Annotated in this window: 21 protein-coding genes and 1 pseudogene; 7 read left to right on the forward strand and 15 right to left on the reverse strand. The window is 62.2% G+C overall.

What is annotated here, in order from left to right; genetic code table 11:
* Position 1 precedes the first annotated feature (1 nt).
* Entirely contained in the window at positions 2-958 is a 957-nt protein-coding gene (locus J5J83_RS00730; RefSeq protein WP_212344036.1) for a pyruvate dehydrogenase complex E1 component subunit beta, read from the forward strand.
* An 81-nt stretch (positions 959-1,039) separates the two neighbouring features.
* Here J5J83_RS00730 and J5J83_RS00735 read toward each other — a convergent pair whose 3' ends face one another.
* Together J5J83_RS00735 and J5J83_RS23225 are read right to left on the reverse strand one after the other, a co-directional pair.
* Positions 1,040-1,531, reverse strand: a complete 492-nt coding sequence (locus tag J5J83_RS00735; RefSeq protein WP_212344038.1) for an isoprenylcysteine carboxylmethyltransferase family protein — start codon at positions 1,529-1,531, stop codon at positions 1,040-1,042.
* Entirely contained in the window at positions 1,528-1,698 is a 171-nt protein-coding gene (locus J5J83_RS23225; RefSeq protein WP_212344040.1) for a hypothetical protein, read from the reverse strand. The genes J5J83_RS00735 and J5J83_RS23225 overlap by 4 nt, the downstream gene beginning before the upstream one ends.
* A gap of 37 nt (positions 1,699-1,735) precedes the next feature.
* Here J5J83_RS23225 and J5J83_RS23095 point away from each other — a divergent pair, with 37 nt between their 5' ends.
* The gene (locus J5J83_RS23095; RefSeq protein WP_212344041.1) at positions 1,736-2,578 is read left to right on the forward strand and encodes a DUF3014 domain-containing protein; all 843 of its coding nucleotides are present in this window, start codon (positions 1,736-1,738) and stop codon (positions 2,576-2,578) included.
* Between the two features lie 26 nt (positions 2,579-2,604).
* Here the strand turns inward: J5J83_RS23095 and J5J83_RS00750 are convergent, their stop codons facing one another.
* The 5 genes from J5J83_RS00750 to J5J83_RS00770 form a co-directional block, all read right to left on the reverse strand.
* Positions 2,605-3,615 (reverse strand): LLM class flavin-dependent oxidoreductase, encoded by a 1,011-nt coding sequence (locus tag J5J83_RS00750; protein ID WP_212344042.1) that lies wholly within the window; start codon positions 3,613-3,615, stop codon positions 2,605-2,607.
* Between the two features lie 6 nt (positions 3,616-3,621).
* On the reverse strand, positions 3,622-4,431 hold the full coding sequence (gene folE2, locus J5J83_RS00755) for a GTP cyclohydrolase FolE2 (protein ID WP_212344043.1): 810 nt from the start codon (positions 4,429-4,431) through the stop codon (positions 3,622-3,624).
* Positions 4,432-4,501: 70 nt separating this feature from the next.
* Entirely contained in the window at positions 4,502-6,364 is a 1,863-nt protein-coding gene (gene dxs / locus J5J83_RS00760) for a 1-deoxy-D-xylulose-5-phosphate synthase (RefSeq protein WP_212344044.1), read from the reverse strand.
* A 27-nt stretch (positions 6,365-6,391) separates the two neighbouring features.
* On the reverse strand, positions 6,392-7,288 hold the full coding sequence (locus tag J5J83_RS00765) for a farnesyl diphosphate synthase (protein WP_212344045.1): 897 nt from the start codon (positions 7,286-7,288) through the stop codon (positions 6,392-6,394).
* On the reverse strand, positions 7,285-7,527 hold the full coding sequence (locus tag J5J83_RS00770; RefSeq protein ID WP_212344046.1) for an exodeoxyribonuclease VII small subunit: 243 nt from the start codon (positions 7,525-7,527) through the stop codon (positions 7,285-7,287). The genes J5J83_RS00765 and J5J83_RS00770 overlap by 4 nt, the downstream gene beginning before the upstream one ends.
* 125 nt (positions 7,528-7,652) lie before the next feature.
* On the opposite strand from J5J83_RS00770, the gene J5J83_RS00775 reads away from it, so the two are divergent.
* On the forward strand, positions 7,653-8,753 hold the full coding sequence (locus tag J5J83_RS00775) for an aromatic ring-hydroxylating dioxygenase subunit alpha (RefSeq protein WP_212344047.1): 1,101 nt from the start codon (positions 7,653-7,655) through the stop codon (positions 8,751-8,753).
* A gap of 49 nt (positions 8,754-8,802) precedes the next feature.
* Here the strand turns inward: J5J83_RS00775 and ispH are convergent, their stop codons facing one another.
* From ispH to tsaE, 7 genes are read right to left on the reverse strand one after another with little or no spacing between them, the layout of a single operon-like run.
* Positions 8,803-9,741, reverse strand: coding sequence for a 4-hydroxy-3-methylbut-2-enyl diphosphate reductase (gene ispH, locus J5J83_RS00780; protein ID WP_212344049.1), 939 nt, complete (start codon positions 9,739-9,741; stop codon positions 8,803-8,805).
* A 27-nt stretch (positions 9,742-9,768) separates the two neighbouring features.
* A complete protein-coding gene (locus J5J83_RS00785; protein ID WP_212344051.1) occupies positions 9,769-10,197 on the reverse strand; it encodes an FKBP-type peptidyl-prolyl cis-trans isomerase in 429 nt (142 codons plus the stop codon).
* The gene (lspA, locus tag J5J83_RS00790) at positions 10,194-10,724 is read right to left on the reverse strand and encodes a signal peptidase II (RefSeq protein WP_249115572.1); all 531 of its coding nucleotides are present in this window, start codon (positions 10,722-10,724) and stop codon (positions 10,194-10,196) included. Before lspA ends, J5J83_RS00785 begins: the two co-directional genes overlap by 4 nt.
* Complete coding sequence (gene ileS, locus J5J83_RS00795) at positions 10,717-13,515, reverse strand: isoleucine--tRNA ligase (protein WP_212344057.1); 2,799 nt, start codon at positions 13,513-13,515, stop codon at positions 10,717-10,719. The genes lspA and ileS overlap by 8 nt, the downstream gene beginning before the upstream one ends.
* A 21-nt stretch (positions 13,516-13,536) precedes the next feature.
* Entirely contained in the window at positions 13,537-14,481 is a 945-nt protein-coding gene (locus J5J83_RS00800; protein WP_212344058.1) for a bifunctional riboflavin kinase/FAD synthetase, read from the reverse strand.
* 47 nt (positions 14,482-14,528) lie between these two features.
* Entirely contained in the window at positions 14,529-15,875 is a 1,347-nt protein-coding gene (locus tag J5J83_RS00805) for an N-acetylmuramoyl-L-alanine amidase (RefSeq protein ID WP_212344059.1), read from the reverse strand.
* Positions 15,818-16,345 carry a tRNA (adenosine(37)-N6)-threonylcarbamoyltransferase complex ATPase subunit type 1 TsaE gene (tsaE, locus tag J5J83_RS00810; RefSeq protein WP_212344064.1) on the reverse strand — a complete coding sequence of 176 codons (528 nt, stop codon included), beginning with the start codon at positions 16,343-16,345 and terminating at the stop codon, positions 15,818-15,820. The genes J5J83_RS00805 and tsaE overlap by 58 nt, the downstream gene beginning before the upstream one ends.
* Before the next feature lie 36 nt (positions 16,346-16,381).
* On the opposite strand from tsaE, the gene queG reads away from it, so the two are divergent.
* On the forward strand, positions 16,382-17,452 hold the full coding sequence (queG, locus tag J5J83_RS00815; protein WP_212352699.1) for a tRNA epoxyqueuosine(34) reductase QueG: 1,071 nt from the start codon (positions 16,382-16,384) through the stop codon (positions 17,450-17,452).
* 171 nt (positions 17,453-17,623) lie between these two features.
* Here queG and J5J83_RS00820 read toward each other — a convergent pair.
* Positions 17,624-18,499 (reverse strand): annotated as a pseudogene (locus J5J83_RS00820) (S-(hydroxymethyl)glutathione dehydrogenase/class III alcohol dehydrogenase); the annotation flags it as partial.
* A 249-nt stretch (positions 18,500-18,748) separates the two neighbouring features.
* On the opposite strand from J5J83_RS00820, the gene J5J83_RS00825 reads away from it, so the two are divergent.
* The 3 genes from J5J83_RS00825 (at position 18,749) to ccoS (ending at position 22,451) form a co-directional block, all read left to right on the forward strand.
* A complete protein-coding gene (locus J5J83_RS00825; protein WP_212344066.1) occupies positions 18,749-19,516 on the forward strand; it encodes a 3-hydroxyacyl-CoA dehydrogenase in 768 nt (255 codons plus the stop codon).
* 194 nt (positions 19,517-19,710) lie between these two features.
* Complete coding sequence (locus J5J83_RS00830; protein ID WP_212344068.1) at positions 19,711-22,191, forward strand: heavy metal translocating P-type ATPase; 2,481 nt, start codon at positions 19,711-19,713, stop codon at positions 22,189-22,191.
* A gap of 11 nt (positions 22,192-22,202) precedes the next feature.
* Positions 22,203-22,451, forward strand: coding sequence for a cbb3-type cytochrome oxidase assembly protein CcoS (gene ccoS / locus J5J83_RS00835; RefSeq protein ID WP_212344070.1), 249 nt, complete (start codon positions 22,203-22,205; stop codon positions 22,449-22,451).
* Positions 22,452-22,684 lie beyond the last annotated feature (233 nt).

A 22,684-nucleotide genomic window follows, 5' to 3' on the forward strand; every position in this document is an offset into this window, starting at 1 on the left:
AATGGCTCACATGACTGTGCAGGAAGCGATTGATCAGGCACTGCAGGAAGAAATGGCTCGCGATCCGTCGGTGATCCTGATGGGCGAGGGCGTTGCAACAAAACGCAGGCATCTCGTCGACGCCTTCGGCGAAGAACGGGTGCGCAACACCCCGCTTGCCGAGGGCATCATTGCCGGTACGGCGGTGGGGGCGGCGGCGACGGGGCTGCGTCCGGTCATTGATCTGCTGTTCGCACCGTTTCTTACCCTCGCGATGGACGAACTGGTCAATAGTGCGGGCAAATTGCGCTACCTGTCGGGCGGACAGTTCTCCTTTCCGCTCGTGGTGATCGCGATGACGGGCGCAGGCTGGTGTGTCGGTGCCCAGCACAATCACAACGTCGAGGCATGGTTTGCCCATGCGCCGGGCTTGAAGGTCGTCATGCCGTCGTGTATCGATGACTTCAAGGGGCTGCTCAAGGCTGCCATCCGGGATGATAACCCGGTGCTGTTCTTTGTCGACATCGGTCTTGTCTATTCGACCGCCGATCTGAGTGAGGATCTGCCCGATATGTCGGTCGGGCAGGCCGCCGTGCGCCGCAGCGGTGAGGATGTCACCCTGATCTCCTATGCAAAGACGGGGGGCGTGTGCGAGCAGGCGGCGCAGTCGCTGGCGTCGCAGGGCATATCAGCCGAAGTCGTGGATCTGCGCACGCTCAGTCCGCTCGACGAGAAGACGATCGTGGCATCGGTACGCAAGACCGGGCGCGCGGTGATCGTGCATGAAGCCAGCCGCAGCTGCGGGGTCGGCGCTGAAGTGGCCGCGATCCTTGCCGAGCATGCGCATGGCGCGCTCAGGGCACCCGTCGTGCGCATTGCCGGGCCCGATGTGCCGGCGCCTGCAAGTTATCCGCTGGAGCAGGCATTCGTGCCGCAGGTCGACGCCGTGGTGGGTGCGGCAAGGCGACTGATGGGGTGATCCGGTCGCCGTTCGACGCTGTCCGGCCGGGGTCCCCCAAAAGGCTGGCTGAAGGATCGGCGCGGTGGCCGGGAAAGCGTTTCAATACACGAACGGGATCAGCTTCTTCACCCGCCGGCGGTAGTCTGCATACGCCGGAAAACGCGCGTCGAGCCAGGCTTCCTCGCGACGCGCCTTGATGTCGAAGAACGCGAACAGGATCGCGGCATAGGCGAGCGTGAGCCAGCCCTGCACGAACAGGGCCCAGCCGATGGCCATGACGATGAGCGCGAAGTAGATCGGATGCCGCACGACGCGATACAGGCCGCTTTCGACGAGCACCGCATTGTCCTTCGGGTGCGGAAGCGGGGTGAGATTGGGGCCGAGGTGGAGCGCCGCAACGATCGACACCATGCCCCCCGCCAATAGCAGGAGCAGACCGGCCCAGCCCGCCAACGACGCAATCGCGGGCGGCCACGGCGGCAGGTCTGGCCAGGTTCTGGGGCCGAGCACGACCAGCGCCAGCAACATCCCCTGCACCAGCACATACCATTCGCCACGCTTGCCGCCCAACCACTTTACGTTGTCTTTCATGATTCCGGCTTGCCGAAGGTGGTCAAGGTGGCCATCATGATCACGATGCCTGCCTGCGGCAAGCGGTCTTCGATCGGGATCTGCCGCGCCCGGGCCGTGTCATGGGCAGGGCTTGCGGTGCGATGTGGGCGCCGGTCGCTGCGGCGGGCAATCGCCGAGGCGCGCACCGTGTCCGGATACAGACTTTCGCAAAGGAGGAACGCAGTGAGTTCAGTAACGGGAAAGCGGGTGTTTGCGCTGGTACTGGTGGTCGTTGCCGGCGTGGCGTACTTGTTGTGGCGATCGGCGCCGCCGACGATCGAGGCGACGCCGACGCAGGTCGAGACTGTCCCCGCGGCGCAGCCCAACGCGGCGACAGGTGCGGTCGAACCGACCATCAAGTATCCGGTGCCGGCGGCGCCAGCCGACGATCAGACCTTGGTCGTGCCGACAGCGCCGGCAACCGCGGCACCGGATCTGGAAACAAGCGACAGCGTTGTGGGCGAGGCACTCGACAGCCTGCTGGGCAAGGGTGGATTGGCTGAACTTGTGATCGTAAAGGACATCGTCCGCCGCATCGTGGCGACGGTGGACAATCTTCCGGGCGAGCAGATGCCTTGGGCGCGCTCCCCGGTTCGGCGCGCCGAGGGCGGTTTCGTGGTGGATGCCCGCGATGGCGCAATGACCGTCGCAGCGGAGAATGCCGCGCGCTACCTGCCGTATGTGCAGTTGGCGGAAGTGGTCGACAGTGGGCGCCTGGTGGCATTGTATTCGCGTCTTTACCCGCTTTTCCAGGCCGCCTACGACGAACTCGGCTACCCGAATGCGTATTTCAACGATCGCCTGGTCGTGGTGATTGACCACATGCTCGCTGCGCCCGAGATCGAGGGGCCGATTCGGCTCGTGCAGCCCAAGGTGCGCTATCGGTTCGAGGATCCCGCGCTGGAAAAACTGTCAGCCGGGCACAAGATCATGTTGCGCATGGGGACGGAAAACGCGCGCAGGGTCAAGGCCAGGTTGCGCGAGCTTCGCCAGCGTCTGACTGCAGCGGCGCCACCGCGCGGATGATCCCGGCGCGAGCGTCTGCTGCGGTCTCAGGCCGCTCGCATGCCGCTGGCTTGGGCGACAAGCGAAAAGGATCGCAGCCGCGATGCGTGGTCGAAGATCTGCGAACTCAGCATGATTTCGTCCGCTTCCGTGGCGGCGAGCATCTCGGCGAGCTGGTCGGCGATCGTTGCAGTTGACCCCACCAGTGAGCACGACAGCGACTCATCGGCGAATGCCAGTTCGGCGGCAGACCAGTCGCGTTCGTCGAAGGCTTCCGGCGGCGGCAGCGGGCCGCGAATGCCGCGCGCCATGGCGGCAAAACGCAGGCGCAAGGAACGCATCAGATACTGCGCCTCATCGTCGGTGTCGGCCGCTACGGCGTTGGCACCGAGCATGAAGCAGGGCTTTGCGAGCACGGACGAAGGGCGAAACCCGCTGCGATAGACGTCGATGGCCTGCATCAGCAGACGCGGCGCGAAGTGCGATGCAAATGCAAAAGGCAGGCCGAGCTGGGCAGCGAGCTGGGCGCTGTACAGACTCGAGCCAAGCAGCCAGATCGGAATGTCGAGTCCGGCACCCGGCACGGCCTGTACCGCCTGGTCCAGCGTAGCGGGCTTGAAGTAGGACTGCAGTTCGAGCACGTCCCGTGGAAAGCTGTCGTCGCTGTCGGCGGCAAGATGGCGGCGCAGCGCCCGCGCCGTGCGCTGGTCCGTACCGGGGGCACGCCCCAGCCCGAGGTCGATGCGGCCGGGATGAAGCGATTCGAGCGTGCCGAACTGCTCCGCGATCACCAAGGGTGCATGGTTGGGAAGCATGATGCCGCCAGCCCCGACCCGGATATGCGACGTGGCCGCAGCGACATGCGCGATCACGACGGCAGTCGCCGCGCTGGCGATGCCAGTCATGTTGTGGTGTTCAGCAAGCCAGTAGCGGCGAAAGCCCAGCTGCTCGGCGTGGCGGGCCAGTTCGGTGGTGTTCCGCAGTGCATCGGCAGGGCGGCTGCCCTGGGGAACAGGGGCAAGGTCCAGTACCGACAGGGGAACGACGGAAGTGGCCATGACGCCTTATGCAAGCACGCGCTTGTCGCGTTCGATCAGCGCGTAGGCCGAGTGGTTATGGATGGATTCGAAGTTCTCCGATTCCACCGCATAAGCGTCGATGCGTGGCTCACTGTTGAGCAGTCCGGCGACGTCGCGCACCATGTCTTCGACGAATTTTGGATTGTCGTAGGCACGTTCGGTCACGTACTTTTCATCCGGGCGTTTGAGCAGACCATACACCTCGCAAGAGGCCTGGCCTTCGACCAGTTGCACGACGTCCTCTATCCAAAGGTGATCGTTCAGCGTTGCAGTGACGGTCACGTGCGAGCGCTGATTGTGGGCACCGTATGCCGAGATCTTCTTCGAGCACGGGCACAGGCTGGTGACCGGCACCAGAATCTTCATCGTGAACTCGTAGCGCCCACCTTCGACGATGGAGCCGATGAAGGTGATGTCGTAGTCCATCAGGCTTTGTACGCCTGACACCGGCGCTGACTTGTTGATGAAGTAGGGAAAGTTCATCTCGACATGTCCCGTCTCCGCTTCGAGTCGCGTGACCATTTCGCGCAACATCGGCTCGAAGGATTCGACGGAGATTTCACGTTCGTTGCCATTCAGGATTTCGAGGAAACGCGACATGTGCGTGCCCTTGAAATTGTGTGGCAATCCAACATACATGTTGAAGGTGGCAACGGTGTGCTGCACCCCGCCCGACTTGTCGCTGACCTTGATCGGGTGGCGAACGGCCTTGATCCCGACCTTGTTGATCGCGATCTGACGGCGATCGACACTGCTCTGTACGTCCGGGATGGGCGGTATGGCCAGGGTGTTCATGCGGGTTCTCTGTTGTGGTCGGGGTCTGCGCCCTTTGCAGCGCAAATCATAGCAATCCCGACAAGTCTGCTCAACTATTGCCCGGATAGGCTTTTGCAATACTGGCCAGGATGCCGGTCTTGTCGAGGCCGACCGAGGCCAGCAACTGGCCTTGTTCGCCATGGTCGATAAAACGGTCGGGCAGGCCCAGACGCAGCACGCGTGGCCGTTGCGGGAGCGCGTCGACGGCACGCGCCACTTCCGCCCCGGCGCCGCCGATCAGCGCGTTCTCTTCTAACGTCACCAGCAGTTCGTGCGTGCTGGCAAGTTCGGCAATCAAGGCTTCGTCGAGCGGCTTGATGAAGCGCATGTTCACGACGGTGGCATCGAGTTCTTCGCCGACGGCCAATGCCGTGCCGACCATGCTGCCGAATGCGAGCAGCGCGATCTTCGACCCGCGTCGACGTAGTTCGGCCTTGCCGAGTGGAAGGGCTGTCATCGCGGTGGCGGGGGTGATGCCCGCGCCGCTGCCGCGCGGATAGCGCACGGCCGTCGGGCCGTCGTGGCAGACGGCGGTGTATAGCATCTGCCGGCACTCGTTCTCGTCGGCAGGCGCCATGATCGTCATGTTCGGGATGCAGGCGAGGAAGGACAGGTCGAACGCCCCGTGGTGTGTGGCGCCGTCCGCGCCGACCAGGCCGCCGCGGTCGATGGCGAGTACGACGGGCAGATTCTGCAGCGCAATGTCATGGATCAGCTGGTCGTAGGCGCGCTGAAGGAAGGTCGAGTAGATCGCGACCACCGGGCGGTAGCCCTCACAGGCCATGCCGGCTGCGAAGGTCAGTGCATGCTGTTCCGCAATTCCGACGTCGTAGTAGCGATCGGGAAACTCACGTGCAAACCGGACCAGGCCAGACCCTTCACGCATGGCGGGGGTGATGCCGACCACCCGCGGATCGCTCGCCGCCATGTCACACAGCCAGTCGCCGAAGACTTGCGTGTACGTGAGTTTTGCCGGTGCCTTGCTGCTCTGGATGCCCGAGTTGTGGTCGAACTTTGATACGCCGTGGTAGAGGATGGGGTCGGCTTCGGCGAGCTTGTAACCCTGCCCCTTGCGCGTGATGACATGCAGGAACTGGGGACCCTTGAGCTTGCGGATGTTCTGCAGCGTGGGCACCAGAGCGTCGAGGTCATGGCCGTCGATCGGGCCGTAATAATGGAAACCGAACTCTTCGAACAGGGTGCCTGGCGTGATCAGGCCCTTGACGTGCTCTTCCACCTTGCGTGCAAGTTCCGCCATCGAAGGGGCCTTGCTCAGCACGCGTTCGCCCACTCGGCGGGCGGTGTTGTAGGTTGAGCCCGACATCAGTCTGGCCAGAATCTTGGTCAGCGCACCGACTGGCGGCGAGATGGACATCTCGTTGTCGTTGAGGATCACCAGCAGGTTGATCCCTTCCATGTCGCCGCCGTTGTTCAATGCTTCGAACGCCATGCCGGCCGACATCGCTCCGTCGCCGATCACCGCGATGCACTGGCGGTCCTCGCCGCGGTCACGGGCTGCCACAGCCATGCCGAGCGCGGCCGAGATCGACGTCGAAGAATGGGCGGTGCCAAAGGTGTCATATTCGCTTTCGCAGCGGCGGGGAAAGCCGGAGATGCCGCCCCAGCGGCGCAAATTGTCCATCGCCTGACGGCGGCCGGTGAGAATCTTGTGTCCGTAGGTCTGGTGACCGACGTCCCATACGATGCGATCTTCCGGTGTATTGAAGACGTAGTGCAGGGCAATCGTCAGTTCGACCGTGCCGAGGTTGGACGACAGATGTCCGCCCGTCTTCGACACCGACTCGATCAGGAACGCGCGCAACTCATCGGCGATGAGACCCAGATCGCGGCGGTCAGTGGCGCGCAGGTCGGCAGGGGAGTCGATGCGTTCTAGATTGGGAAACTGGGACATGTGTCGGGTCGGCAGAATGGGGGAGAGTCAGAATGGGCGATGCACGATGTAGTCGGCAAGTGCGTGCAGTCGATTGGCACGCTCGCCGAGCGGCGTCAGCAGCGCATGCGCTTCGGCCAGCATGTCCGCCGCCAGGCGTTTGGATTCGTCGAGGCCGATCAGGCTGACGTAGGTCGGCTTTGCATGATCGGCATCCTTGCCGGCGGTCTTGCCCAGCGTTGCAGTGTCGGCTTCGGCGTCGAGAATGTCGTCGACGACCTGGAATAGCAGTCCTACCAGTTTTGCATAATGGTCAAGGCGTTGCAGGTCCTCATCCGTTGGCATGTTGCCCGCCTGCGCACCGAGCAGGACCGATGCGCGAATGAGGGCGCCGGTCTTGTGAACGTGCATCACTTCGAGTTCTTCGCGCGACAATTGCTTGCCGACTGCTGCAAGATCGATGGCCTGCCCGCCGGCCATGCCGCGCGAACCTGACGCGGTGGCAAGCAGCCTGATCATGTTCAGCTGTCCGGACGGGGTGAGGCTGACGGCATGGTTCGAAAGTACCTGAAATGCCAGGGTCTGCAATGCATCGCCCACCAGCAGCGCGGTGGCTTCGTCATACTGGATATGCACGGTAGGCTTGCCGCGCCGCAATACGTCGTCGTCCATGCACGGCATGTCGTCGTGCACGAGCGAGTAGGCATGGATCAGTTCGACCGCACAGGCGGCGTGGTCGAGATGCGCAATGGGGGCGCCGGCGATTTCACCCGCTGCATGCACCAGCAGTGGCCGGACACGCTTGCCGCCGCCGAGAACGGCGTAGCGCATGGCTTCGTGCAGGCGTGCGGGGGCGATGGACGGTTCCGGCAGCGCCGCCGCCAGCGCGGTTTCGGTCCGGCTCTGGGTGTCCCGCATCCAGCGGGCGAATTCGGCGTTGCTCATTCTTCGTTCCGCATGGCGTCGGCCGGGAGGGGGGCCAGTGATCCGTTCTCCAGGACCTGGATGCGTTGTTCTGCGGCAGAAAGGGTGTCCTGGCAGTACTTGAGCAGACCGGCTCCGCGCTGATAACGGTCGAGGGCGTCTTCGAGCGTCATTTCGCCCGATTCCATCTGGTGGACGATGGCCTCGAGTTCAGAGATCGCGGCTTCGAATGATTTTGGAGCTGACGCCGACTTTGGCATGGACAGGACGTGGCGCGTGCAAAGACAGGAAAATAACCGATCGGGCGTCTGGCGGTCAAACCGGGCTTGGCTTAAGATAATACGTTTATTTGTCCGGATTCTTGTCCAGATCAGGGGGTTCGGTAATGTCCGACATCGCGGCCAAGTCGCAACTGGCGCCTGCAGCATCACAGCTGCCGGTTTCATGGTACTTCGACGAGAAGGTATTCGAATTGGAGAAGAAGCTTCTCTTCGATGCCGGGCCGGGGTACGTTGGCCATGCGCTGATGGTACCGGAAGTCGGCAATTACCGTTCGCTTGATTGGCTTGATCACTCGAAGCTGCTGTTTCGCACCGAAGCGGGCGTTCACCAGTTGTCCAATATCTGTCGGCACCGGCAGGCGATCATGCTGCAGGGCGCGGGCACGACCGAGCACATCGTGTGCCCGATTCACCGCTGGACTTACGACCGGCAGGGCGTTTTGCTGGGGGCGCCGCATTTTGCCGACAAGCCATGTCTCAATCTCAAGCGCGATGCGCTGGAAGAGTGGCAGGGGCTGTTGTTTAAGGGGCCGCGCTCGGCGGCTGCCGATCTGGCTGGCATGCAAGTGGCCCCTGAACTCGACTTTTCCGGCTACAAGCTTGATCGCGTCGAGATTCACCAGTGCAACTACAACTGGAAGACGTTCATCGAGGTCTATCTCGAGGATTACCACGTGGTGCCGTTTCACCCTGGTCTGGGAAAGTTCGTCACCTGTGACGACCTGACCTGGCAGTTCGGCGACTGGTACTCGGTGCAACGTGTCGGCATTACGTCGCTGGCCAAACCGGGATCGGCCACCTACGGCAAGTGGCACAAGGCGGTACAGGACTACTACGGTGAGAAGAAGCCCGCACATGGGGCGATCTGGCTGACCTATTATCCCAATATCATGGTGGAGTGGTATCCGCATGTGCTGGTGGTCAGTACCCTGATTCCGATCGATGTCGACAAGACTACGAATGTGGTCGAGTTCTACTATCCGGAAGACATCGTCGAGTTCGAGCGTGAGTTCGTCGAGGCCGAACAGGCGGCATATATGGAAACGGCGATCGAGGATGACGACATCGGCGAGCGCATGGACCGTGGCCGTCGTGCGCTGCTGAAGGAGGGGCGCAATGAAGTCGGGCCCTACCAGTCACCCTTCGAGGATGGCATGCAGCATTTCCATGAGTTCTATCGGCGCATCATGGAGTCGAATATCTGATGAGCTTGCACTGCGCTTTTGCGGCGGCGCAAAAGCGCAGTGCGGGTGATCAGCTTGCGTCCTGCAGTTCCTTTGGCAGCGGAAAAGTCACCTTTTCGGGCACGCCATCCAGATTGCGTACCGAAGCGCCGCTGAGCGACTCGAGTCGCCCGATGACTTCGGTGACAAGAATTTCCGGCGCGGAGGCCCCTGCGGTCACGCCGATGCGGCGCTTGCCGCTGACCCATGCGGGGTCGATGCCCTCGGCGTTATCGACCAGGTAGGCGTCGACGCCGCGTAACTGGGCAACTTCGCGCAGGCGGTTCGAGTTCGAGCTGTTTCTTGAGCCGACCACGAATACGACGTCGGCAAGCGGCGTCATGAATTTCACTGCGTCCTGTCGGTTTTGGGTGGCGTAGCAGATGTCGTCCTTCTTGGGGCCGACAATGGCCGGAAAGCGCTCGCGCAGTGCGGCGACGATCGCCGCGGCATCATCCATCGACAGCGTTGTCTGGGTGACATAGGCCAGTTTTTCGGGATCGGCGACCGCCAGGCTGGCAACGTCGCTGGCGCTTTCGACGAGGTGAATCCCGTCTTTGACCTGGCCCATGGTGCCTTCGACTTCGGGGTGCCCCTTGTGGCCGATCATGACGATCTCGCGCCCCTGGTCGCGCATGCGGGCGACCTCGATATGAACTTTCGTGACCAGCGGGCAGGTGGCGTCGAAAACACGCAGGCCGCGCCGCTCGGCCTCGTCGCGCACGCCTTGCGAGACGCCGTGTGCACTGAAGATCACGGTATTGCCCGGCGGTACTTCATCGAGTTCATCGACGAAGATTGCCCCCTTGTTGCGCAGATCGTCGACGACGAACTTGTTGTGAACCACTTCGTGGCGGACATAGATCGGCGCGCCGAAGCGCTGCAGCGCGCGCTCGACGATCTCGATGGCACGCTCGACGCCCGCGCAGAAGCCGCGCGGGGTGGCGAGCAGGATTTCCTTATCGTTCATCTAATCTCTCTGTGGGAGGCCGTGGCATCACGACGTGCCGATGATGTTTACCTCGAAGCGGATGTTCTTGCCAGCGAGCGGATGATTGAAGTCGATCAGGGCCGATTCGGCGTCGATTTCGCGCACCAGACCGGAGTACCGCGAGCCGTCGGGTGCGGTGAATTCCATGATGCTCATCGGCTCGATGTCTTCGGCAGGCATGTGTTCGCGCTTCACGCGCTCGACGAGTTCTTCGCGATGTGGTCCGAACGCGTTCTCTGCTTCGAGCTCGAAGACGTGATTGCTGCCAAGTTCGAGGCCGACGATGAGTTTCTCCATGGCCGGCAGCATCTCGCCGGCACCGAGCTGCAGCGTGGCAGGCGTTGCCTCGAAGGTGCTGATCAGCGGCTGCCCGTTGGCAAGCGTGATGCGGTAGTGGAGGGTGACAAGGCTGTTTTCGGCAACGGTCTGGATCACGAGGAACGCTCCGGGTGGGAATGGGTTTCATGTTTGCTGCCGCGCAATTGCGCCCACAGCATCAGCACGACGCCGACAAAGATGGCGGAGTCGGCGAGGTTGAATGCCGGCCAGCCATACCGCCCGACATGGAAATACAGAAAATCTACGACAGCGCCGTGCATCAAACGATCCACGACGTTGCCGATTGCACCGCCAATGATGAAGGCGAACGCGGTGGGCAGCAGGCGTTCATTGCGGTGCTGGTGAAGCAGCACGGTCAGCCAGCCGCAGATCACGACCGCCAGTCCGGTGAAAAACCAGCGTTGCCAGCCCGAGTGTTCTGCAAGGAAACTGAATGCCGCGCCGCGGTTGAATACCAGCACGAGATCAAAGAAACCGGTGACCGGGATGTGCTGGCCGAGGCGCAGTGCATTCAGGACCAGTTGTTTGGTCATCTGGTCGAGTACCGCAACCAGTACCGCCAAGGCCAGCCACGGCGCCATGGCCAGCATCGGCGAACGAATGCGACGCGGGTTCTCAGGCATGCGAGCGCGCTTCTCCGCTGCCGAACAGGTTGTCTGCGCAGCGCTTGCACAGTGTCGGATGCTCGGCATCATGACCGATATCATCGGTGTAGTGCCAGCAACGCTCGCATTTCTGCGCTTCGCTTGGTGTCGCCACGATGCGCTCGTCTTCCACTGCGGCCACTTCGGCAAGCGTGGCGCGCGAGGTCATGGTGACGAAGCGCAGGTCTGCGCCGAGACTCTGCATCGCTGCAAACTTGTCTGCCGTCAGGTGCAGTGCGAGTTCGGCCTGCAGCGATGCGCCGACCTTGCCATCCGTGCGCAAGCCCTCGATCACCTTCAATGCGTCGGCACGAACCTCGCGAATGATCTCCCATCTTGCCTTGAGGCCCGCTTCGCCTTCCTGCGCGGGGAGGGCATGGAAGGTGTGCAGCATCACGCTGTCGTCCTTGCCCGGGTTGAGCACTTCCCAAGCCTCTTCCGCGGTAAAGGACAGAATCGGAGCCATCAGCTTGAGTAGCGTCTGCGTGATGTGCCACAGCGCGGTCTGGGCGGCACGGCGCGGCAGACTGTCACTCTGGGTCGTGTACAGACGATCCTTGAGGATGTCGAGATAGAAGGCGCCCAATTCTTCCGAGCAGAAGATCTGAAGGGCCTGGACAACCTTGTGAAACTCGAAACGGCTGAAATCCGCCTCTGCCTGCACCGCCATCTGCCGAGTGAAGGCCAGTGCATAGCGGTCGATCTCCATCCACTGATCGATCGGCACGGCGTTTTCTTCGATGGAGAAATCAGCGGTGTTGGCCATCAGGAAGCGCAAGGTGTTGCGGATGCGGCGGTAGCCCTCGACGACGCGTGCAAGAATCTCCTTGGACATGGCCAGTTCGCCCGAATAGTCGGTGCTGGCGACCCACAGGCGCAGGATTTCCGCGCCCATCTTGTCCGACACTTCCTGCGGAAGGATCGTGTTGCCGAGCGACTTGCTCATCTTCCGTCCCTGCTGATCGACGGTAAACCCGTGCGTCAGCAGTGATTTGTACGGCGGATGGCCATCGATGGCGCAGCCCGTCAGCAGCGAGGAATGGAACCAGCCGCGGTGCTGGTCCGAGCCCTCGAGGTAGAGGTCGGCACGTGGGCCGTCGACATGGCCGTCATTGTGCGAGCCGCGCAATACATGCCAGTGGGTGGTGCCCGAGTCGAACCAGACATCCAGCGTATCGCTGATCTTGTCATAGTGCGCGGCTTCGTCGCCGAGCAGTTCGGCCGCATCGAGCTTGAACCAGGCTTCGATGCCTTCCTGCTCGACGCGCGTGGCGACTTCTTCCATCAATTCGATGGTACGTGGATGCAGCTCTCCGCTTTCCTTGTGCAGAAAGAACGGAATCGGAACTCCCCAGTTGCGCTGGCGCGAGATGCACCAGTCGGGCCGGTTGGCAATCATCGCATGCAGGCGCGACTGGCCCCAGGCGGGGAAGAAGCGCGTGGCTTCGACGCCGCGCAGCGCCCGCTCGCGCAGCGTCGATCCATCGGCGACCTCCTTGTCCATGCCGACGAACCACTGCGCGGTGGCGCGATAGATCAGCGGCGTCTTGTGGCGCCAGCAATGCATGTAGCTATGCGTGATCTTTTCTTCGGACAGCAGGCAGCCGACTTCTCGGAGCTTGGCAACGATCTCGGGGTTGGCTTTCCAGATGTTGAGGCCGCCGAAGAAGGGAAGGTCGGGTGCGTAACGTCCGTCGCCCATGACCGGGGTGAGGATGTCGTCGCTCGTCATGCCGTTGTCGCGACAGGACTGGAAGTCCTCGAGGCCGTAGGCCGGCGCACTGTGGACGATGCCGGTACCGGCATCCAGGGTGACGTAGTCGCCGAGGAATACCGGCGACTGGCGGTCGTAGAACGGATGGCGGAAGGTGATGCGATCGAGGGCCGAGCCCTGCACGGTGGCCACGACACGTCCATCGAGTTGGTATCGCTGAAGGCAGGTTGCGACGAGATCATGTGCCAGCACCAGATAACGCTCGCCGGTATCGACAAGTGCGTAGCTGAACTCCGGGTGCATGTTCAGCGCCTGGTTGGCCGGGATGGTCCACGGCGTGGTGGTCCAGATCACGGCCAGTGCCGGCTTGTTGAGCGGCGCGAGCCCGAAGGCATCGGCGAGGCGCGCGGGTTCTGCGCACGGGAAGCCGACGTCGACCGCGGGCGAGGGCTTGTCCGCATACTCCACCTCGGCCTCTGCCAGCGCGGAGCCACAATCGAAACACCAGTTGACCGGCTTCAGGCCCTTGAAGACATAGCCCGCCCGCGTCATTTGCGCGAGCGCACGGATCTCGTTCGCCTCGTTGGCGAAGTTCATCGTCAGGTACGGATTGTCCCAGTCGCCGAGCACACCGAGGCGGATGAACTCATTTTTCTGGATCTCGACCTGTTCTGTGGCGTAGGCGCGGCACAGTTCGCGAACCTTATCGGCCGACAGATTTTTGCCGTGCGTCACTTCCACCTTATGTTCGATGGGCAGACCGTGGCAATCCCAGCCCGGCACGTAGGGCGCATCGAAGCCCGCCATCGTCTTGGAACGCACGATGATGTCCTTGAGGATCTTGTTCAAGGCGTGGCCGAGGTGAAGATTGCCGTTTGCGTACGGCGGACCGTCGTGAAGAATGAACTTCGGACGCCCTGTGCTGGCCTTGCGGATACGCTGGTAGAGCTTCTTTTTCTGCCAGTCGGTAATCCAGTTCGGTTCGCGCTTCGGCAGGTCGCCCCGCATCGGGAAGGGCGTGTCGGGCAGGTTGAGCGTTTTGCGATAGTCGGCCATGGCGTTTGCGTCGGTCTCTGTTCAGCCTAGAAGGCTAGTCGGATTGTGTTCGAACCAGGTGCGTGCACGTTCGGCATCGCGGGCAATTTGTTCTTTCAGTTCATCGAGCGACGCGAATTTCTTCTCTTCACGCAGCTTCGACAGAAAATGAATGCGCGGATGGGCGCCATAGCAGTCGCCGCTCCAGTCAAGCAGATGTACTTCGAGTCTGGCGCGTCCCGCATCGGTTGCAGTCGGGCGTATGCCGACATTGGCGACGCCGGCCAGCGTGCGGCCATCCAGTCCTTCGACGGCAACCGCAAATACGCCCGATACCGGTGGTCGACGGTGCTTGAGCTGGATATTCAGCGTCGGGAAACCCAGCTGGCGTCCAATCTTGTCGCCGTGCACCACGCGTCCGGCAATGCTGTAAAGGCGGCCCAGCAGACGCGCCGCGTGTTCGAGGTCGCCGTTGGCAAGCGCGGCCCGCACGGCAGAGCTCGATGCCCGCTCGCCATTGACTACCAGCGTATGCATCGATTCGACTTCGAACCCGTGGGCCTGTCCCGCCGCCTTGAGCATGGCCAAGTCACCCGTGCGGCCGGACCCAAAACGGAAATCGTCGCCGATGAAAAGGTGGCGCACGGCCAGTCCCCTGATCAATACGTCGTCGATGAATGCACTGGCTGGCTGTGCCGCGAAGCGCGCGTCGAAACGACAGACGTGCACTCTGTCCACCCCGCTCGTGGCAAGCAGCTGCAACTTTTCGCGCAGGGATGCGAGCCGCGCAGGTGCGCTCTCCGGTGCGAAATACTCGCGCGGATGCGGTTCGAAGGTGAGCACGACCGCGGGCAGCCCAAGCGCACTCGCCTTGTCGGTGAGTTGCTTGAGTAGCGCCTGATGCCCGCGATGCAATCCATCAAAATTGCCGATGGTAAGCACGCAGGCACTCTGTGCCCTCTTCGGGAAACCGCGTAAAACCTGCATAACCGCCTGAAAAAAGCCGCGATTATACCGGCAAAGAAGCAATCAAATCAGCCCAGCTGAGCAACCCGTGTGCGTGGCGCGGGCGGATTGTCGTCAAAATACCGCCGAATGCCGCGGAGAATGGCCTCTGCCATCTTGTCCTGATAGGCATCGTCGTTGAGCCGACGCTCTTCTTCGGGGTTGCTGATAAAGGCTGTTTCAACCAGGATCGAGGGAATGTCTGGCGCCTTCAGCACGGCGAAGCCGGCCTGTTCCACATGGGCCTTGTGCAGGGTGTTGATGTCACCCAGCTCTGCAAGAACGGCCTTCCCAAGCTTGAGGCTGTCATTGATCGTTGCGGCCTGTGACAGGTCGAGCAGAGTACGGGCAAGGTGGCCGTCCTGACGGGCAAGATTGACGCCACCGATGAGATCGGCATCGTTTTCCTTTTGTGCCAGCCACCTTGCGGCGGAACTCGAGGCGCCGCTTTCCGATAGCACGAAGACGGAACTGCCGCGTGCTTCCGGGCGAACGAAGGCGTCGGCGTGTACGGAGACGAAGAGGTCGGCCTGCACGCCGCGCGCGCGAACGACGCGCTGTGCGAGCGGAACGAAGTAGTCGCCGTCCCGGGTCAGGACGGCGCGCATGTTCGGCATGGCATCGATCTTCTTGCGCAGGCGTTTGGCGATGTCGAGCGTGACGTTCTTCTCGTAGCTGCCCCCGCGCCCGACTGCACCGGGATCTTCTCCGCCGTGTCCGGCATCGAGTACGACGGTAAACAGCCGGTTGACCCGCGGGTCGTTTCTGGCTGCACGTTTCTGCTGCGGCGCGTCCTTCTGCGCAATTTCTGTGCTGGTATTGTCGTTGGCATCTGCTGTGCCCGTTTGTCCTGCCGCGGCGTCGATCGGTGAGGATTTCTCAATCAGCGCGAGGAGCGGATCCATTGGCACGGATGGGTACAGGTCGAGCACTAGCCGATGGCCATAGTTGCTGACGGGGGCGAGGGTAAATATCTGCGGATTGATCTCGGCCTTGAGTTCGACCACGACGCGAACGACCCCCGGCCGGTTCTGGCCCGCCCGGATATTCCGAATGTAGGGGTCGGATTCAAGCACCTTGTCCGGCAGCGACTGCAGGACGCTGTTGAGTTCGATGCCCTCGAGGTCGACCACGAGGCGCTCGGGGTCCTTGACCATCAAGTGCGAGAATTTCAACTCGCGATTACCTTCGAGTGTGATTCGCGTGTACTCCTCGGCCGGCCATACCCTTACCGCGAGCAGGCTGCCGGCGGCCATGCCGACCGGACTGACGAGAAGCGCCAGCGAGGCGCCGGCAAGTTTGAGCAGGGCGCGGCGATTCAACCCCCTTGTGGAGGGTGCTTCTGTTTCAGGATATGTGCCAGTTCTTCTATGCATTTTTGCCCCGCTTCGGTGAGGCCGCTGAGGTTGGCTCGGCGCCCGTCACCTTCTGGTTCGAGGAGTGCAACGAGGTCGGGTGGCGACACGTATGGAACAGCCTTTTCCGGCCACTCGACGATGCATACCCCGGGTCCGTCGAAGTACTCTTCCAAGCCTGCGTCAAGGTACTCTTCTGGTGAGTTCAGTCGATAAAAATCAAAGTGATATAAGTGTAATCTAGAAACTACATAAGGTTCAATCAAGGTGTAGGTCGGGCTCTTGACTTTTCCCATGTGTCCGAGCGCTCTGAGGATTCCGCGGGTCAGGGTTGTCTTTCCGCTCCCGAGGTTGCCTTCGAGCCAGATTTTCAGCCCGGGAGCGAGTGCATTCGCCAGCGCGGCGCCCAGGGCAAGGGTGTCCTCTTCATCGTCCAGGTGCGCGAGCAGTCCGCGGTCGCTATCATCATCAGGGTGAACAAGATCAAGCATGAATCTTCCTCGGTCATCGAAGGGTCGGCGGGTGACATGGTGGCATTGGCTGGGCAAGTCCGGTCGTGGGCGCACGAATTGGGGTTTGGCGCGCTGGCCATTACGGACACGAATCTTGCAGCAGCGGAGACGGGTCTTGGTGAGTGGCTGGAAGCCGGCTTCCATGGCGAGATGCATTATATGGTGCGACATGGGCTCAAGCGGGCGCGTCCGGCGGAATTGGTGCCCGGTACTGTCCGTGTCATCTCGGTGCGGATGAATTACTGGCCGGATGTCTCGCCCGCGGAGGCGGTTCTCGACGATCCCTCGCTTGCTTATGTCTCTCGCTATGCCTTGGGGCGCGATTATCACAAGGTGCTCCGGTCGAGGCTGCAGAAACTTGCCGAGAGGATCGTCACCGCCGCGCCCTCAGCTTCCAGGGTGTTTGTCGACTCGGCGCCAGTGCTGGAGGCGGAGCTCGGTGCCAAAGCGGGGCTGGGGTGGCGAGGCAAGCACACCTTGCTGTTGGACAAGACGCTCGGCTCCTATTTCTTCCTGGGTGAGATCTTCACCGATCTCCCTTTGCCCGTTGATGATCCGGTAAGCGCGCATTGTGGCAGTTGTGTCGCGTGCATCGAGGCGTGTCCGACCGGGGCAATCGTTGCGCCATATCGGCTGGATGCCAGGCGTTGCATCTCCTATCTGACCATCGAGTTACAGGGCGCGATTCCCGAGCCGCTTCGACCTCTCATCGGCAATCGCATTTATGGATGTGACGACTGCCAGCTCGTCTGTCCATGGAATCGATTTGCCCGGAGATCTGTCGAAACGGATTTTGAAGTCCGCAACGGACTCGATTGCGCGTCGTTGATTTCGCTCTTCCGTTGGAACGAGGAGGAGTTCGGTCAGCGCACTGCGGGCAGTCCGATCCACCGCATCGGCCATGAACGCTGGCTGCGAAACATCGCCGTTGCGCTGGGCAATGGCGAATGCACTGACGAAGCAGTGGCGGCGCTTCGTCAGCGCGCCGATGACCCTTCGGCGCTGGTTCGGGAACACGTCGTCTGGGCGTTGAATCAGCATCAGTGCAGGAAGAGGGCTGGTGCGGATGAACCTGGGGGTAATTGATAAGAATGGGTTGACGCAGGCTCTTAACTGTCTATAATGCGCACCTCTTCACCGCGAAACGCATTTGAGTTTCTGGTGTGCGCGCGCCCCGCGCACCCGACGGAGCGCGGGCCCGGCCCCACCGCGGCGGTCCCGAGGTGGAAGGGGGGGGGGGTGGTTTTCTCGCCGGACCCCCGCCACGCCGATGATGATCGACTCACCCCAGCCCTTATGGCAACACTCGAGCGCGGAGCGCATGACCTTCGTGTTGCCGATGCACTCGAACGAATAGTCGACCCCGCCGTCGGTGAGATCGACGATCACCTCCTGGATCGGACGGTCGTGGTCGAGTGGGTTGATGCAGTCGGTGGCGCCAAGCTGCTTCGCGATCTCGAACTTTGACGGATTGACATCGATCGCGACGATGCGTGAGGCCTTGGCCATGACCGCGCCAATGATGGCGGACAGACCAATGCCACCCAGTCCGAACACGGCCACGGTGGCGCCGGCTTCGACCTTGGCCGTATTGAGCACGGCACCGATACCGGTGGTCACGCCGCAGCCAAGCAGGCAGACCTTTTCCAGCGGGGCATCCTTCTGAATCTTGGCAACCGATATTTCAGGCAGCACGGTGTACTCGGAGAAGGTCGAGGTGCCCATATAGTGGAAGATCGGCTTGCCGTCCTTGCTGAAACGGCTGCTGCCGTCGGGCATCAGGCCCTTGCCCTGGGTGGCGCGGATGGCCTGACACAGGTTGGTCTTGCCCGACAGGCAAAACTTGCACTTGCCGCATTCCGGCGTGTACAGCGGAATGACGTGATCGCCAACGGCGACCGATGTGACGCCTTCGCCGATCGCTTCGACGATACCGCCGCCCTCATGGCCGAGAATGGCCGGAAAGATGCCTTCGGGATCGGCTCCCGACAAGGTGAAGGCGTCGGTGTGGCACACCCCGGTGGCCACGATGCGAACCAGGACTTCACCTGCGCGCGGGGGCGCGACATCGACTTCGGTGATTTCGAGCGGCTGCTTGGCGGCCCAGGCAACGGCGGCGCGGGATTTGATCATGGCTTGTTTTCCATCTGGGGTTGAACCTGCCATTGTAGGAAAGCCGGGCGGATGAGTAATCCCGTTCCTGGAAAATGATTATTGCTGAGCGGCAACAATTGTCGTTTTGCGGGTGCGTCTTGATATTTACGTGTCGGTTTGATCGGGAGGGTGTCTGCATACGGGTGATGAAAGTTGACGTTTACGTCAACGACAACTATGTTTCGGTGCTGGATATTGCGGCGCAGGCCGAGAGGAGAGGAGTACGCGATGAAAATCGACAACGGTGTTTTCGTGGTGACGGGTGGCGGGTCCGGGCTGGGCGCGGCAACGGCGCGCATGCTGGTCGAGGCGGGCGCCAGGGTCGTGTTGGCGGACGTCAATCGCGAAGCGGGTGAAGCACTCGCCGCTAAGCTGGGCGCGGCGGCGGCCTTTGTCACTACCGATGTAACCGACGAAGCCAGCGCGAAGGCGGCCATTGACCGCGCCGTTTCCGGATTTGGGGGGTTGAACGGGCTGATCAACTGTGCGGGCGTGGCACCGGCAGAAAAAGTGGTCGGCCGCGAAGCGCCGCATCGGCTCGAGTCGTTTTCGCGCACCGTGGCCATCAACCTGATCGGCACCTTCAACATGGTTCGTCTCGCTGCTGATGTGATGAGCAAAGCAGCACCGGATGCCGGCGGCGAACGTGGCGTGATCGTCAATACCGCTTCGGTGGCGGCGTTCGACGGTCAGGTGGGGCAGGCGGGTTATGCCGCGTCAAAGGCCGGCGTGGTCGGGATGACCTTGCCCGTTGCGCGTGAGTTGTCGCGCTACGGCATTCGGGTGATGACGGTTGCGCCGGGCATCATGGAGACGCCGATGCTGATGGGGATGCCGCAGGAGGTGCAGGACTCGCTGGGCAAGATGGTGCCCTTCCCCTCGCGCCTGGGCAAGCCGGACGAGTTTGCCAGCCTGGTGCGCCACATCATCGAGAATGCCTATCTGAACGGCGAGGTGATTCGTCTCGACGGCGCGATACGGATGGCGGCGAAGTAAGCCGCCGCTCCGCCCCCGTTTGCGCGAACGGGGGTAGCGCCGCCCGTGAGGCTGTCTCCGTTCGCGACGGGGCAGCCTCATTTTGCTTTCGTCTGCGCTGGCGCATTGGTGGCCTTGGGTAAATGTGCTAAAAGGGCGCTTCTCTTTTGCGCTCCCGGGCCGCCCGGAGCCGTTACCGGGCCTTGCTGCTGTTCATGAATTCAGATCAAGCGTCTCCTGTCGTGGTCGAAGAGGATCGCGACTGTTATCACTGTGGCCTGCCCATTCCGCCGGAAACCCGTCACTACGTGCGGATTGACGGTCGGGACCGGCGCATGTGCTGCATCGGCTGTGAAGCCGTTGCCGAGTCGATTGTCGATAACGGACTGGTGGACTATTACCGTCATCGTGACGCGATGCCGGAGACCCGGCGCGAGGCTCTGCCTGCCGAGTTGCAGGAGTTGGGGCTTTTCGATCACCCAGAGTTCCAGAAGAGCTTCGTTCGCCCGGTCGGTGAGCATGAGCGCGAGGCCTCGCTGATTCTGGAGGGGATTACCTGCGCCGCGTGCGTCTGGCTCAACGAGCAGCATGTGGCACAACAGCCTGGCGTGTCCGGCGTCGAAATCAATTACGCAACCCGGCGCGCACGGGTGCGCTGGGATGAGCGCCAGATTCACCTCTCCGACATCCTGGCGGCCATTCAGGCGATCGGCTATCGCGCCTATCCTTACGACGCATCGCGTTCCGAGCAGCTCGCCAAGAAGGAACGACGCTCGATGCTGTGGCGTCTGTTCGTGGCCGGATTCGGCATGATGCAGGTCATGATGTACGCACTGCCGGCCTACATCGCGCGTGACGGCGACATGACCGCGGATATCGCGTCGTTGATGCGCTGGGCGAGTCTGCTGCTGACCCTGCCCGTGGTGCTGTATTCGGCTGCGCCATTTTTCGTGCGTGCGGTCCGCGACATCCGGCTGCGTCGCCTTGGTATGGACGTGCCGGTCGCCCTCGGTGTGGGCAGCGCCTTTCTGGCAAGCCTGTGGGCGACGCTGACGGATGGCCCCGAGGTGTATTTTGATTCGGTCACGATGTTCGTCTTTTTCCTCCTCGGTGGCCGCTATCTGGAGATGCTGGCGCGGCAGAAGGCCGTGCGCGGTGTTGAGGAGCTCGGCAAGGTCCTGCCCGTATTTGCCGAGCGACTGAATGACTGGCCGGCGACAGGCGCGGAGCGGGTGCCGGTATCGCAGCTCATGCCTGGCAATCTCGTCCGTGTGCGTCCGGGCGAGGTGGTGCCCGCCGACGGGATGGTGATCGATGGTCAGGGCGAGGCAAACGAAGCCCTCTTGACCGGTGAGAGCCGGCCGGTCGCGAAGCATGTGGGTGACGCAGTCACCGGCGGCAGCATCAATATATCGAGTCCGCTGGTGGTGAAGGTGGAACATGTGGGCGACGAGACCCGGCTCGCCGCGATCTGCCGGCTGATGGAGCGCGCAGCGCTCGACAAGCCCAGAATTGCGGCCCAGTCGGATCGCGTGGCGGGTTACTTCATCGTGAGTCTGCTCTTCCTGGCGGCGCTGACCGGAGTGGTGTGGTACGTGATCGATCCGCATCGGGCACTGTGGGTGTTCGTGTCGGTGCTGGTGGTTGCCTGCCCTTGTGCGTTGTCACTGGCGACGCCCACGGCACTGACGGTGGCAACCGATGCGCTGGCGCGCATTGGGGTTCTGGTGACGCGTGGCCATGCCATCGAGACGCTTGCGCGGGCCAATCATTTCCTGTTCGACAAGACCGGTACACTGACTCAGGGGCGAATGACGCTCGAGGAAGTGGTGCCGCTCGCATCGATGCCCGTGCGTGCCCTGTGTGCGTTGGGCTCGGCGCTTGAGCAAGGCTCGGAGCATCCGATTGCCGCTGGCTTGCGCAACAGCGCCGAAGATGCGGTCCTGCCTATCGTCAGCCGCCTGGTCGCGGTAACAGGGCAGGGCGTGCGGGGTGAGATGGCCGATGGGCCGGTCTGGATCGGGCGCCCGGGCTTCGTCGCCGAATCGCTGGGGCTCGCGCTGCCAGCGCCCCTGGCGGCGCTGGAGGCGAAAGGGGGAACCGTGGTTGCGCTGGGCGGACCGGGCGGCTGGCTGGGGCTTTTCAGGCTGGCGGATCTTCCCCGGGCGGAAGCGGCCGTGCTGACGCGCAAGCTCAACGCCGAGCAGGTGCCGATGACCGTACTCTCGGGCGATGCGCAGCAGGTGGTCAGCGCCGTCGCCGGTGAGTTGGGTATTGGCGAGGCGCATGGGGGGATGACGCCGCAGGACAAGCAGACCTTCATTGCCCGCTTGCAGCAGAATCCCGACGCCGTTGTGGTGATGGTCGGTGACGGGGTCAATGACGCACCCGTGCTCGCCCAGGCACATGTGTCAGTCGCCATGGGTGGCGGCACTGATCTGGCGCGAAATCAGGCCGATATCGTGCTTTTGAGCGAAAATCTGGCTGATCTCGGGGAGGGCGCCGATCTGGCGCGCCGTACCCTTGCGATCATCCGCCAGAACCTGTGGTGGTCATTTACCTACAATCTGGTGTCGGTGCCGCTGGCCATGGCGGGGCATGTCACGCCCTGGATGGCGGGAATCGGCATGGCCGGCAGTTCCCTGCTGGTCGTTCTCAATGCGCTGCGTCTTCAACGGCGCCAGCGCAAGGCCTAGGGCGAAAAGTTGTGGAAAGTCTCTATCTTTTGATTCCCTTGTCGGTCGTACTGGTGTTCATCATAGGTGTGCTCTTCTGGTGGTCACTGCGAGATGGGCAATACGACGATCTCGAAGGGCCTGCCTATCGGCTACTGATGGATGACAAGGACGAGTTGCCGCCGTCATCTGGCGCCGCATCGACGGCCGACGAGCCGCGGCAGTCAGCGGATGAGGGGAGGGCGGAACCTGAGTCGCGCCACAAAGCACATGATGTTTGATCTAAGTCAAGCTGGGTTTGCACGGATTGGGCATACTTCCGTCATGGTTTTGGATGTACCGCAGCATCAGATGGCGGTGATCCACAAGGGTATTTTTGTCTCTCTGTTGGGGTTGGGGGTGCGTTCAATACGCACCCTTTTTTTTCGTCTGCACACGATCCGTGCGTGACTGGCCGGGCGCCGGCCGGAAATGCTCCAAAGCTGTGCCAGCGTGCTTTCCCCGGTCCCCGCGG

It is taken from the genome of Azoarcus sp. L1K30, from assembly GCF_018122735.1.
Taxonomy (GTDB): domain Bacteria; phylum Pseudomonadota; class Gammaproteobacteria; order Burkholderiales; family Rhodocyclaceae; genus Parazoarcus.